The organism is Citrobacter sp. wls615 (assembly GCF_005281355.1).
Lineage (GTDB): Bacteria > Pseudomonadota > Gammaproteobacteria > Enterobacterales > Enterobacteriaceae > Citrobacter > Citrobacter werkmanii.
Genome location: NZ_SZXM01000026.1, coordinates 116,831 through 130,579, shown reverse-complemented (window position 1 = coordinate 130,579; position 13,749 = coordinate 116,831). Strand labels below are relative to the sequence as shown.

Annotated in this window: 13 protein-coding genes and 1 pseudogene; 9 read left to right on the top strand and 5 right to left on the bottom strand. The window is 48.3% G+C overall.

Annotated elements, in window-relative coordinates:
- Positions 1-1,044 (bottom strand): selenide, water dikinase SelD, encoded by a 1,044-nt coding sequence (selD, locus tag FDX04_RS08915; protein WP_137359987.1) that lies wholly within the window; start codon positions 1,042-1,044, stop codon positions 1-3.
- Positions 1,045-1,160: 116 nt separating this feature from the next.
- Positions 1,161-1,712: an NAD(P)H nitroreductase gene (locus FDX04_RS08910; RefSeq protein ID WP_042308883.1), complete on the bottom strand. Its 552-nt coding sequence runs from the start codon at positions 1,710-1,712 to the stop codon at positions 1,161-1,163.
- Between the two features lie 174 nt (positions 1,713-1,886).
- Between FDX04_RS08910 and sppA the strand changes: the two genes are divergently transcribed.
- Positions 1,887-3,743, top strand: a complete 1,857-nt coding sequence (sppA, locus tag FDX04_RS08905; RefSeq protein WP_137370814.1) for a signal peptide peptidase SppA — start codon at positions 1,887-1,889, stop codon at positions 3,741-3,743.
- Here sppA and FDX04_RS08900 read toward each other — a convergent pair.
- Positions 3,740-4,831 carry a GlxA family transcriptional regulator gene (locus FDX04_RS08900; RefSeq protein ID WP_042308886.1) on the bottom strand — a complete coding sequence of 364 codons (1,092 nt, stop codon included), beginning with the start codon at positions 4,829-4,831 and terminating at the stop codon, positions 3,740-3,742. The genes sppA and FDX04_RS08900 overlap by 4 nt on opposite strands.
- Entirely contained in the window at positions 4,828-5,763 is a 936-nt protein-coding gene (locus FDX04_RS08895) for a DMT family transporter (protein WP_249935523.1), read from the bottom strand. The genes FDX04_RS08900 and FDX04_RS08895 overlap by 4 nt, the downstream gene beginning before the upstream one ends.
- 200 nt (positions 5,764-5,963) lie before the next feature.
- Here FDX04_RS08895 and ansA point away from each other — a divergent pair, with 200 nt between their 5' ends.
- The 6 genes from ansA to FDX04_RS08865 all read left to right on the top strand — a co-directional run bounded on the left by ansA (position 5,964) and on the right by FDX04_RS08865 (position 11,272).
- Positions 5,964-6,980, top strand: a complete 1,017-nt coding sequence (gene ansA, locus FDX04_RS08890; RefSeq protein ID WP_042308891.1) for an asparaginase — start codon at positions 5,964-5,966, stop codon at positions 6,978-6,980.
- Between the two features lie 13 nt (positions 6,981-6,993).
- The gene (gene pncA, locus FDX04_RS08885; protein ID WP_137359986.1) at positions 6,994-7,632 is read left to right on the top strand and encodes a bifunctional nicotinamidase/pyrazinamidase; all 639 of its coding nucleotides are present in this window, start codon (positions 6,994-6,996) and stop codon (positions 7,630-7,632) included.
- Positions 7,633-7,898: 266 nt separating this feature from the next.
- Positions 7,899-8,234, top strand: a complete 336-nt coding sequence (locus FDX04_RS08880) for an Arm DNA-binding domain-containing protein (protein WP_170972895.1) — start codon at positions 7,899-7,901, stop codon at positions 8,232-8,234.
- Between the two features lie 176 nt (positions 8,235-8,410).
- Entirely contained in the window at positions 8,411-8,857 is a 447-nt protein-coding gene (locus FDX04_RS08875) for a hypothetical protein (RefSeq protein ID WP_137370813.1), read from the top strand.
- 155 nt (positions 8,858-9,012) lie between these two features.
- Positions 9,013-10,884, top strand: a complete 1,872-nt coding sequence (locus tag FDX04_RS08870; protein ID WP_137370812.1) for a hypothetical protein — start codon at positions 9,013-9,015, stop codon at positions 10,882-10,884.
- Positions 10,856-11,272, top strand: a complete 417-nt coding sequence (locus FDX04_RS08865; RefSeq protein WP_137359982.1) for a hypothetical protein — start codon at positions 10,856-10,858, stop codon at positions 11,270-11,272. Before FDX04_RS08870 ends, FDX04_RS08865 begins: the two co-directional genes overlap by 29 nt.
- A 39-nt stretch (positions 11,273-11,311) precedes the next feature.
- Here FDX04_RS08865 and FDX04_RS08860 read toward each other — a convergent pair.
- Positions 11,312-11,889: pseudogene (locus FDX04_RS08860) on the bottom strand (serine hydrolase); the annotation flags it as partial.
- 141 nt (positions 11,890-12,030) lie between these two features.
- Between FDX04_RS08860 and FDX04_RS08855 the strand changes: the two are divergent.
- On the top strand, positions 12,031-13,284 hold the full coding sequence (locus FDX04_RS08855; RefSeq protein ID WP_137370811.1) for a glycoside hydrolase family 18 protein: 1,254 nt from the start codon (positions 12,031-12,033) through the stop codon (positions 13,282-13,284).
- A gap of 94 nt (positions 13,285-13,378) precedes the next feature.
- The gene (gene yajD / locus FDX04_RS08850) at positions 13,379-13,723 is read left to right on the top strand and encodes an HNH nuclease YajD (protein ID WP_137359980.1); all 345 of its coding nucleotides are present in this window, start codon (positions 13,379-13,381) and stop codon (positions 13,721-13,723) included.
- Positions 13,724-13,749: the final 26 nt, after the last annotated feature.

Here is a 13,749-nt window from a genome sequence, read left to right as displayed (position 1 = left end):
TTAACGGATCTCAACCATGGCGCGACCGCCACGAGCTTCCACTAACTCACCAATTGCAGTGAGATCGATACCAAACTGCGCCGCTGCCGCTTTCACTTCGGCTTCCGCTTCCGGCGTTACCGCCAGCAGCAAGCCACCAGAAGTTTGCGGATCGCAGAGCAGGTCGCGTACCGACTGCGGCATTTCACCCATCAGGTGTCCGTAGCTGGCAAAGTTACGCTGGGTACCGCCCGGCACTGCGCCCTGCGCGATGTACTCTTCAACGCCAGGAAGCTTAGGAATATCCTGGTAGACAATCTGCGCCTGAACGCCTGCGCCCTGACACATCTCGCTCAGATGTCCCAGCAGACCAAAACCGGTAACGTCGGTCATGGCTTTCACGCCCTCGATATCGGCAAATGCCGCACCGGCAATGTTCATCCGACACATCACTTCCGTCGCCAGCCCAATATGTTCGTCCTTCAGCAGCGATTTTTTCTCTGCGGTAGTCAGGACGCCAATGCCCAAAGGTTTGGTCAGGAACAGCTTGCATCCCGCCTCGGCAGTACTGTTTTTCTTCACGCGTTCAGTCGGTACAACGCCGGTAACCGCAAGACCGAAGATAGGCTCCGGGGCATCGATAGAGTGACCGCCCGCCAGCGCGATACCCGCCTGACGGCAGGCAAAGCGTCCGCCTTCGGTCACTTCGCGGGCGATTTCCGGCGCCAGCTTATCAAGCGGCCAGCCCAGAATAGCAATTGCCATAATCGGTTTGCCGCCCATAGCAAAAATATCGCTGATGGCGTTGGTGGCGGCAATACGGCCAAAATCAAACGGATTATCGACAATCGGCATAAAGAAATCGGTAGTGCTGATAACGCTGGTGCCATTACCCAAATCGTAGACAGCTGCGTCATCGCGGGTTTCATTACCCACGAGTAAGTTTGGATCAACGAACTTCGCCTGCTCGCTGTGCAGGATGGTTTCCAGCACTTTAGGGGAAATTTTACAACCGCAACCGGCTCCGTGGCTGTATTGCGTTAAACGAATAGCTTGCTCGCTCATGGACATCTCCTGTCATTGCAATTCGGATATGGTAGCGCTCATTCCATGATGTGGTAAGAGTGACTGTCTGAATTCAGGTGTCTTTGCTCATAATCCAGACAGTTTTGCCGTTGATATCAGAAATAACGAACAAAAGCGCTCGGATCGGCCAGGTTAATGGTCGTGGACGCTTTTAGCTGCGGCGTACCCAAATAGAGAAAACCGACGATCTTATCCTGCGGGCGGCAGTCAAACGCTTCGCGCACTTCCGCGCTTTCCGTTAATGCGCCGCTACGCCATATGCCGCCAAAGCCCTGGGCAACAGCGGCCATCTGCATGGCCATTACCGCGCAACCGGCAGACATTTCCTGTTCCCACAGCGGAACCTTGTCGTTTTCTTCACATTTCGCGACGACGGTAATGATCAGCGGGGCGCGAAACGGCGCCGTCCGCGCTTTTTCCTGAGCTTTCTCGTCGCTGCCTGCGGCAATAGCGCCTTTTTCAAGCACGGCGCTAAAGCGTTCGCGCCCTTCACCCTCAATGACAAAGAATTGCCACGGTTGCAGCGTTTTGTGGTCTGGCGCGCGCATTCCCGCCCGCAGAATGTTTTGCAGTTGCTCTCCCGCCGGTGCCGGTTCGACAAGACGAGAAGCGCTACGACGGGTGATGAGTAATTCGAGTGCATCCATTTGTTTAACTCCAACAATGAGATTTATTCACAAAATTAACACGTGAGCGGATTTTGTTACAGCACAGGCGGTGATTCCTGCTGACAAGTGCCCGTCGGGTCATTACGATAGCCACATCTTAACGCCTTTTTCGGGATAACCGGGTGGCGTGTTGTTAATCGGTAGGGAGAATACATGCGAACCCTGTGGCGATTTATTGCCGGATTTTTTAAATGGACATGGCGATTACTCAATTTCGTCCGTGAATTAGTGCTTAACCTGTTCTTTATCTTTTTGGTGCTGGTTGGCGTGGGGATCTGGATGCAGGTCAGTAGCAGCAACACCAGTGAACATGCTGAACGTGGCGCACTGCTGCTGGATATCTCGGGCGTGATTGTCGACAAACCTTCGAGCACCAGCCGCTTGAGCGTCATTGGCCGTCAACTGTTTGGCGCCAGTTCTGACCGACTGCAGGAAAACTCCCTGTTTGATATCGTGAATACCATTCGCCAGGCGAAAGATGACCGCAACATCACCGGCATCGTGATGGATTTGAAAAACTTTGCCGGGGCCGACCAGCCTTCAATGCAGTACATCGGTAAAGCGCTGCGGGAATTCCGCGACAGCGGCAAACCGGTCTTTGCCGTGGGCGATAACTTCAGCCAGGGGCAATATTACCTCGCCAGTTTTGCCAACAACATTTACCTTTCCCCGCAGGGGTCCGTTGATCTGCATGGTTTTGCCACTAACGGTCTGTACTACAAGTCCCTGCTGGATAAACTGAAAGTCTCAACGCACGTGTTCCGCGTCGGTACCTATAAGTCTGCGGTAGAACCCTTCATCCGCGATGATATGTCCCCTGCCGCGCGCGAGGCCGATAGCCGCTGGATCGGCGAGCTGTGGCAGAACTATCTCGATACGGTAGCCGCAAACCGTCAGATCCCAGCCCAGCAGGTGTTCCCCGGCGCGCAGGCGATGTTGGACGGTTTGACAAAAGTCGAGGGTGATACCGCAAAATACGCGCTCGACAACAAACTGGTGGATGCCCTTGCCTCCAGTGCCGAAGTCGAAAAAATACTGACCAAACAGTTCGGCTGGAGCAAAGCGGATAAAAACTTCCGCGCCGTCAGCTACTACGATTACTCACTGAAAACCCCGGCGGATACCGGTGCGAGCATTGGCGTCATCTTCGCGAATGGCGCGATTATGGACGGTGAAGAAACCCCAGGGAATGTGGGCGGCGACACCACTGCCGCACAGATCCGCGAAGCGCGTCTTGATCCGAAGGTAAAAGCCATTGTTCTGCGAGTGAACAGTCCTGGCGGCAGCGTCAGCGCCTCCGAAGTGATCCGCGCTGAACTGGCTGCGGCAAAAGCGGCGGGCAAACCGGTCGTCGTATCGATGGGCGGCATGGCGGCATCAGGCGGGTACTGGATCTCCACGCCAGCCAGTTACATTGTGGCTAACCCCAGCACGCTGACCGGTTCAATCGGGATCTTTGGTGTGATTAACACCGTGGAGAACAGTCTGGATTCCATTGGCGTACATACCGACGGCGTAGCCACTTCCCCGCTGGCGGACATTTCCATCACCAAAGCGTTACCGCCTGAAGTGCAGCAAATGATGCAGCTGAGCATCGAGAACGGCTATAAGCGCTTTATCACACTGGTCGCGGATGCACGTAAGACAACGCCAGAGCAGATTGACAAAATCGCTCAAGGCCACGTCTGGACAGGCCAGGATGCGAAAGCCAACGGTCTGGTCGACAGTCTGGGTGATTTTGACGACGCCGTCGCGAAAGCGGCTGAACTGGCCAAACTGAAACAATGGCACATTGAGTATTACCAGGACGAACCCACATTCGTGGATATGGTCATGGACAGTATGTCAGGTTCGGTTCGCGCCATGCTGCCCGCCGCCATTCAGGCAATGCTTCCGGCTCCGCTGGCTTCTGCGGCAAGTACGGTAAAAGCTGAAACCGATAAGCTGGCCGCGTTTAACGATCCGCAAAACCGCTATGCGTTTTGCCTGACCTGCGCCAACGTTCGTTAACTGTCAAATGCTGCCCCGGATGGGGCAGCATTGATTCGGGTATTCCGACAGTCCCCAGGCGTACAGCCAAATTCCCGACTAAACATGCGAATAAAGTGCGCGCAGTCGCTAAACCCCAGACGCAGCGCAATCTCCGTTACGCTCTCTCCAGAATTTATCAACAGCCAATGGGCATAGCGCAATCGGGCGCTACGGATAAACTCCCCCGGTGACTGAGAGAACTCAGCATTAAACAACCGGGTCAACTGCCGTGGACTCAGATTGACTTCTGAGGCAAGCCATTGGGTTGAGATAGGTTTAACCAACCCTTTCTCAATCAAAAATACGGCCTTACGTAAGCGGCTATCGCTCACATGCGTAAAGCCTATCGCTCTGGAAACCGCCACGGAAGTGCCGTCTATTCGGTTAGGCACTGACATCTGGAAAATGGCTTTTGTGGCTCTATCGGGGCCACAGTGCCGACGAATAAGCTCCGTCGCCAGCCCGATCGTTGAGATACCGCCCGGGCAAGTCAGTATCCCCTTTTCTTCATGGAAATCGACGCCGGTTCGGGCGGTCAACAGAGGAAATTGCGCCTTAAAATCGTTCAGATGCCAGGGATGGACCGCCGCAGTTAATCCCTGTAGAAAACCCTCCTGCGCCAGAACAAAGCTGCCCGTACAAACACCGACCAGCGGGATATTCCGCTGACGGGCAAGATGCAGGTAACGCCGCGCGGCAGGGTCCGCTTTTGCCATACTGCGCAATAGCCCACCGATCACCACGATATAATCGAACTGCTCCGGGGCAACAAATGCGCTATCCGGCATCATCGCCATGCCCGAACTGCTTAAAACAGGCTGTTCTGGCGTAGCGCTCATCAGACGCCAGGAACAGCGGATCTTCTGGCTGTCATCCCCCATATCCGCCGCGTGACGCAGCGCATCCGTCAACCCCGCCAGTGCCAGTAAAGGAAATTCAGGCCACAGTACAATCCCGACATTTAATTGCGGCCTGAGGGGCATCGCTGTCTGGTTCGCATCAATGGCGGTGATAATATCGCGATCTGCTTTTCCACCTGGGGGCAACGTAATGTTGTATTTCTTCACTTCAGGCTCCGGTTTAAACCCGGGCGATGGTGCAAAATTGCCCGGGACGGTAATGAAACACAAAGCAATCCTGTCAGTATCAACAGCGCCCCTACGATAAACGCAGGCTGTAGAGATTCTCCCAGAAACATCACGCCGGCGATAATCCCCATCGCAGGCGTCATCAGAACCAGCGTTCCCAGCGAAGCAACATGATAATTACGCAGCAGAGTAAACCAGATTAGATAGCTTGAAAATGCGACGACCAGCGTCTGGAAAGTCAGACTAGCAATCAATGTCGAGGTCATAAGTATCGTCGTTTCACCCAGCATCAAACCAATAAGCAATAACACAATACCGGTGATAGCGAGTTGATAAAACAACGTACACGATGAAGGAATGGTGGCGAGACGACTGCAGCGAATCACGACGCTGGACGTTCCCCAGGCAATGCCCGCAAACAGCCCGCACAAATCGCCTGCCAGACTCCACTGCGTATTCCCGTCATGCGCAACCCACATCACGGCGACGGCAATCCCGAAAAAGGCGATGCCCAGCCCGCACCACTGCAGGCGACTCAGGCGTTCCTCAGGCAAAATAATATGTAACCCGACAGCGGAAAACAACGGCGCGGTGTACAGATAAAGCGCCATATGAGAAGCAGTCGTCAGCGTTATTCCGACAGAAACCAACACGAACTCAAGCGCAAAAAGCAGCCCAACGATAGTACCCATTCTGGCAATACTGCGCTCACGCAGGCGGCCAAATATATTATCCCGGCGGTGAAAAAGCAGTCCAATCAGCAGCGCGGCGATTGCAGAACGAAAGCCCACCTGAAGAAACGGCGACATATCATCAGCCGCGGATTTAATCGCAACCTGTTGACTACCCCAGACACCGCAAATCACCACCATCAGCAAAATAGCGGCATTATCAATTCTCTTTCTGATCATTTCTCGATCCGTAAAAGTACGCGTAAAAGAAGGTCGATACTGTAGGACTGAGGGGGGAGAACCACACTGTATAATCGGGACAACGCACTGAACGTAAATGACATATTGATCAGACAACCGGTATGCGTCATTTGCGCTGTCTTTTTTCAGGAGGGACTTTATACTGCGCCTGTTTATGCACAACTTAATCTGTGACGCCCATGCAAAAGAAATCGATTTACGTTGCCTATACCGGCGGTACCATTGGTATGCAGCGCTCAGAACAGGGTTATATCCCTGTTTCTGGTCATCTCCAGCGCCAGCTGGCATTGATGCCTGAATTCCACCGCCCTGAGATGCCAGACTTCACCATCCATGAATACGATCCGCTGATGGATTCTTCTGATATGACGCCGGAAGACTGGCAGCATATTGCGGAAGACATTAAATCGCACTATGACGATTACGATGGCTTTGTCATTCTGCACGGTACAGACACCATGGCGTTTACCGCTTCGGCGCTCTCTTTCATGCTGGAGAATCTCGGTAAACCGGTCATTGTGACAGGGTCACAAATTCCGCTGGCAGAATTACGCTCCGATGGACAAATTAATTTGCTGAATGCGCTCTACGTTGCAGCGAATTATCCGATCAACGAAGTGACCCTGTTCTTCAATAATCGACTGTTTCGCGGCAACCGTACCACCAAAGCGCACGCTGATGGTTTTGACGCCTTTGCCTCACCCAATCTTGCCCCATTACTGGAAGCCGGGATCCATATCCGTCGACTGGGAACACCACCAGCGCCCCACGGTACGGGCGAGTTGATTGTTCACCCTATCACGCCCCAACCGATTGGCGTGGTCACCATTTATCCTGGGATCTCTGCCGATGTGGTACGCAACTTCTTGCGCCAGCCGGTTAAAGCGTTAATTTTGCGCTCTTACGGCGTGGGCAATGCGCCACAAAATAAAGAGTTTCTGCAAGAGCTAGAAGATGCCAGCTCACGCGGCATCGTGGTGGTTAACCTTACGCAGTGTATGTCTGGCAAGGTGAACATGGGCGGTTATGCAACGGGGAACGCGCTGGCGCATGCTGGCGTTATCGGCGGCGCGGATATGACGGTCGAAGCAACCCTCACCAAACTGCACTATTTGCTGAGTCAGGGGCTGGATACGCAGAGCATTCGTCAAGCAATGTCGCAAAATCTGCGTGGCGAGCTCACCCCAGACGAATAAAGGAGTCTATGCCATGGCCCGAGCCTTACTGTTGGTCGATTTACAAAATGACTTTTGTGCTGGCGGCGCCCTCGCCGTCCCGCAAGGTGACAGCACAATCGATATTGCCAACCGCATGATCGACTGGTGTGCATCACGCGGTGACAGCGTCGTCGCCAGTCTGGACTGGCATCCAGCTAATCATGGTAGTTTTGCCAGCCAGCACCAGGTCGCGCCTTACAGTCAGGGGCAACTGGATGGCCTGCCGCAGACGTTCTGGCCCGATCATTGTGTGCAAAACAGCGAAGGGGCTGCCCTGCATCCTCTGCTGAACCAGCGCGCGATAGCGCAAACGTTCACTAAGGGCGAAAACCCGCTGGTCGACAGTTATAGTGCGTTTTTTGATAATGGTCGTCGTCAGGCAACCGCACTGAACGCATGGCTGCTCGAACATCGCGTTGCCGAGCTTGTTATCATGGGTCTGGCTACCGATTATTGCGTCAAATTTACCGTTCTGGATGCGCTCGATCTGGGCTACGCCGTCAGCGTCATCACCGACGGTTGTCGTGGCGTCAATATTCACCCACAGGACAGCGCAAACGCTTTTATGGAAATGTCGGCGGCGGGTGCGACTTTGTATACGCTGGATGACTGGCTGGAAACCCAACGTTAATGTTTTACCTGATGGCGACATAAACTGCATATTATTCCCACTCAAATGGCATAATTACTCAATTTTGTAGGCCGTACAAGGCCTACATCATTCAAAATCATTGACTACAATTTAATCGCAAAATTAATCATAACACCATGATTTTACGATTTATTTAACAGTTGTGAAATCTCAAATACGTGCATACGATTTTACAGTAACAGCACGCACAACATCATCCGATGTTATGCAGACTGTATGCAATCGTTACGCAAAGGAGAAACAACATGTGGTTAAGCGATAGCGTTATAAAAAACCTTAAAGCTACTGACCAATCTTACTACGTTTTTAGAAAAGATGGGACTCGCGGAACAGGGCGTCTCGGGATCAAGTTTTTTCCATCAGGGCGAAAATCTTTTGTCTATCGCTTCCAGTTAGACGGTAAACGTAAATTAATAACATTGGGGGATTGTCCTCATTACACTCTAGATCAGGCTAGCCAGCGCTACGCTGAGTTAGCAGGGATGACGCACAAAGGAAGAACTGAAAATTTCGTTAAGAAAATGAGCTATGGAACATTAAGAGAGATATTTGCGGCTTTTATCGTATACAAAGGAAGATAGGGACAGAGAAGTACTGCTAACGAAGGTATTTGCACATGTGGTCAACAACCTTTTGAACTAGCGCATGCAAAAAAAGCTTATATGACACTGATAATAATAAACTAACCATTTCGAAAGAATTTACTAAATTAAATAGGAATAATGTTGTATACATTTGCGAATCGGCTAAAAAAATATTGGACGGACAAGCGAAGAAATATCCTGATAGTGATTTCTTTTTTCCGAACAAAAATTACGAAAAACAACTAAATGCCTATAATACCAAAATAAAAAAAGATCCGCTTAATCGTGCATTAAAGCCTACAATTGGGTTAAGATCTTCATATTGGTCAGCACCATTGAATAACTTCGCCAAAAAACATTTGGAGTCAATTTTTTCAATGCGTGATATAAGAAGAACTTTTAAAATATTATCAGGAGTGCTTCATTTTACTCAGAATGAGAAAGATATTGTTAATCAGCATGCAAATAAAAGCATAGGCAAGAAACATTATGATAGATACGATTACATTGTTGAAAAACGTGAGACAACAATAAAATGGGAGAAAGCAATGCATATACTGCTAGCAAATGATGGGATTACTGAGATTCAATTGATAATTGAGAAGGAACGAGAGATTTAAATTATTGAGCGAATGAATCGCTTGTGTAATATTCACAACCTGAATCTTCATATTAAAGATTCAGGTTTTTTTTGAAGTTTGAGATTAACATCACAATAAAAGTAATAAAAATAGTCTGATATCAAACTTTGATACTATATGTGAGAGCTTAAATTATGAGCTTTTTTGATAGACGTTCTGAAGGGTTTTTATTATCGCCGGGAGATCAAACGAGTTGTGGTGGATTTATATTAAGGGGTAAGGAGTGCCATACTGTCGAAGGAATGGCAATAGCATATGAAATGGATGAGTATGTATGTGGAGTAAATGGCAGAACATATAAAATAAAAGGTGGCGTACCGAAAGGTTCATGGATTGAAAGAGAGAAGGGTTTATTTCGTCGAACAAGCCTAAGTTCCTGGGATAGTGATATTGATTCGGAGGGTCGAAAAATAGAATCACCATCATCAAGGATAAAGCGACTCAAAGAAGAAACATCTTTGTACAGGCGTCAACCCGATTATCTTCGGGGTTCTGAAAACATAAATGAACGTAGTAGATTTGTCGGAAGCGCGGGGGGAACGATAAACCTGAGAAAAAGAATAATCCTTAAGAATGAAAAAGAAGATATTTTTTCGCATAGAACATCTAATTTCCGATTCCGCACCAGAATAAGTAATGAATTATATAATCATTACTTAAAAATGGGTCGTGATATGTCTCAATACGAGACAGAAATCATATGCCTGCTGGCAGGTTCAGCACACAGCAGAGGTACATGTCCTTGCCAATGTCGATTTATACCCCATTTGAATATTACCTACAGATATGATGATTATATTTTAGCAAGCTATGAAGCAGCAAACAGGCCTCAAAATTCAACACCACCAGTTCGCGCAACAAGACAAATTTCAAAGTCGAGACAATCAGTTGAACCGGGCTTTTGTGTAGTACCAGAATTGACGACACCAAAATCTTATGAATGTGAATTAATGGTTAGTCCACCATCAGGAGTAAAAGAGTTATATCATCAGTTGAATCCAGAAAAAAAGAAAAAGCCCGGTTCAATTTTAGTTGTTGCTGATCCACTATCCCAGTCACCTGAAAAAATTGCGGAAGTACAAACAGCAAGGGACAGAATTGATAAAGCACTTGAACCACTGACTACTGAGGAAGCCAAATTACTGTATGAAAACAGAACCCCAATAGAGATATTTTCATCTAATATATACAGCGATGCTTTAGGACAAAGCGGGGATATTTTTGGTTATATAAAGGATGCTGGCGTAGGTTATTATGAAGAAATAAATAAAATACTAAACGAAATTCAGGATCTTTATAAAAAAACATATAACCAAAATTCTGGTCGCATTTCTGGAGAGGAATTTTTTGGTCAGCGAGAAAGATTATTTAAAAAATTAGATGGTATATTGAATAAATTTTCAAAAGAGCAATTGAATTTAAAACAATACGAACAAATAAAAGACGCATTGGGTTTATCCACCAAATCCATTATGCATAAGTGGGATCAAACAGGTGTGAAAGATATTGAAGGTTATGCAAGCTACATAGAAAAATCTGCCAAACTGATGAAAATAATGAGAACAACAGGCTATGTAGGTATTGGCCTTGACTTTGCCAGCTATACAACAAATGTGTATGACGCATGCGCGAAGGGACGAGAAAGCGAATGTCGAAAAGCCGCAATAACGGAGTATAGTAAATTTGGCGCTAAACAGGTAGTGGGTATTGCTGCGGGAGGTGCCGCTGGACCAGCAGCAAGGGCAATCTGTATGTGGGCATTGGGGCTTGTCACATCAGAAGTAGGTGCGATCGGTGCGGGACTATGCCTGGTAACAGGAATCGGTACGGGAATTGTAGCTGGAAAAGTAGCAGAGAAAGAAGGTGAAGGATGGGGGGAGTTTTGGGGAAAAACTATTAATAATGCGATAGATAATAATCCTGATAAATTAACCCATTCCCCCGACACGTTTAATGAAGAATCAGGGATGCTAATATATGAAAAACTTTTTGATAGAAAACTTTGATAATATAAGATTTTTATTTATTACGGCTATTTTATTTAGTTTTTCTGTATTAGTATTTGTTTCATATATAATTAATAAAGATAGCTATGAAAAAATCGTGAAATTATATGAGGAAAAATTTGACCATTTACCTCTGACTGCGCGTATGGCAAGGGGGGCAAGTTTGATTGGTTCCCCGGCTGCATATTATGCAAAAATTGGTTTTATAATGGGTAGCTTAATATTTCCATATAATCGTGTTACAAATCATGATATGAGCGTGGAAGGATATAGATTTATTCGCAGTCTACCTGGTTATCTGATTACAGGTTTTAGGGTGGAAGCTGCCACTTGGCTCATATTGACTATACTAATATCTGGTTTGATTTTTATTGAAAATATAGTGTGAATTTAAAGAAGGGACTTTATCAGAGTCCCTTCTTTAATTTTATTTCAATGCCCCATAAATTTGATCAACAATCCAGCCATACGTAGCAGCAGGTAATAACCCACTCACAAAAACATTTGGATTCACTTTAGGATCTGCAACTGGCGAATGTGGCCTGTTACCTAAAATCACAATAGCCATATGGTTTACCGGATCGATCGACGTTAACGTTGCGGTCCATCCGGTATAACCATACGTTTCCGAACTGGCTAACACACCAAACGTTGGCGTCATCGATGAGTTGCCGTTTACACGCCCCCCAGACCAAACGTAACGTCTTCTGGCGAACTGTGCGTAAACTCCCTGACGGTTGCCTTATCGAACAATTTAACGTTGCCATAGCCGCCTCCATTCAGCATAACCTGCATCAACACAGCCATATCGCTTGTGTTAGAAAACAATCCAGCGTGGCCTGATACACCGCCCATTGAGTACTAGGCTTTTTCATCATGTACCTGGCCCCATATCGTACTTGTGCGGATGTTAGGAAAACTGATTACTCCATCGCGAGTATTACCATTTAACTCTGTTGCAGCAATTTGCTATTGCGTAAAACCTTCAATAAGTTGATTAAACACATTGGTATACCGCTTCTCCAGCACGCCGTGAACCCCTTCGCATTTTTCCTGTTATTGAACTGTTAATCTGCAAGAGCTGTTTTTTTCGCCACGCCATTTCCGTGGCGTGTTTACTTGTTTAAATGTCAAAGAGGAACACCGATGAAACTATTGCCTTTGTTGGCAGCATTCCCCCTGCTCTGCGCCAGCGTTGTTTCCGCCAATTCACTGATGTCAGTTGGCTACTTTAATGGCGGTGGCGATGTCACTGCCGGTCCAGGCGGCGATATCAATAAACTGGATGTGCGCCAGATAACCCACCTCAACTATTCGTTTGGTCTTGTCTACAACAACGAGAAAGACGAAACCAATGACGCCCTAAAAGACGCCAGCAAGCTGCATCAGATTTGGCTTTCAGAGAAAGTGCAGGCTGATTTGCAGAAAATCCCGGAGCTGCGTAAGCAGAATCCGAATCTGAAAGTTCTGCTTTCTGTCGGGGGTTGGGGGGCGCGTGGATTCTCAGGCGCGGCAGCAACGAAAGAAACACGAGCGGTATTCATTCAGTCTGCGCAGGAAATTATTGAGAAATACGGTCTGGATGGCATCGACCTCGACTGGGAATATCCGGTCAATGGCGCATGGGGACTGGTCGAAAGCCAACCAACCGATCGCGCTAACTTTACCGCGCTGTTAAAAGAACTGCGGGCAGCATTAGGGCATAAAAAGCTACTGACCATTGCCGTGGGCGCGAATGCGGAAAGTCCGAAAAGCTGGGTGGATGTAAAAGCCATTGCGCCATCACTCGACTACATCAATTTGATGACATATGACATGGCCTACGGCACTCAATATTTCAACTCCAACCTGTATGATTCGACGAAATGGCCGACCGTCGCCGCCGCAGATAAGTACAGTGCGGATTTTGTGGTCAATAACTATCTCGCCGCCGGGTTAAAGCCGAACCAGATGAATCTGGGTATTGGTTTTTATGGACGCGTACCAAAACGCGCCGTTGAACCGGGAATTGACTGGAGCAAACCTGACGCGCAGAAGAACCCTGCCACCCAGCCCTATTTCGAAGCAGCACAAATTGCGTTGTTCAAATCACTGGGCGTCGATCTGAGCAAAGATACCTATGTGAAGTACAACGATATCGTGGCGAAGCTGATCAACGATCCGCAGAAGCGCTTTAGCCAGCATTGGGATGATGAGGCGAAAGTACCGTGGCTGTCGGTACAGTCAGCAGACGGGAAAGCGCTCTTTGCCCTCTCCTATGAAAACCCGCGCTCGGTGGCGATCAAAGCCGACTACATCAAGAGTAAGGGGCTGGGAGGCGCTATGTTCTGGGAATACGGTGCGGATGACAACAATCAACTGGCTAAGCAGTTGGCTGATTCATTGGGCATCAAACACTGATCCCAACGCCTGACACAATAGGTTATGATTACCGAATTCCGCTGCGCCAATCTTTGGCGCAGCTATTCATTTTCTATTGGAGGCATGAGCTTTTATGGCTTTTATCCCTAAAAATTACGCTCGTCTGGAGGTTGGTTACCGGGAAAAAGCGCTTAAGCTCTTCCCCTGGGTCTGCGGACGCTGTTCCCGCGAGTTTGCCTATTCAAATTTGCGCGAGTTGACGGTACACCATATCGATCACGATCACTCCAATAACCCGGAAGATGGTAGCAACTGGGAAATGTTGTGCTTGTATTGCCACGATCACGAACATTCCAAATATACAGAAGCGGATCAGTATGGCTCAACGGTGGTTGCCGGCGAAGATGCGCAGAAGGCTGTCGGCGAAGCTAAATATAATCCATTTGCCGATCTGAAGGCGATGATGAACAAAAAATAACAGCGACAGCGGGCCCGACATCGTGA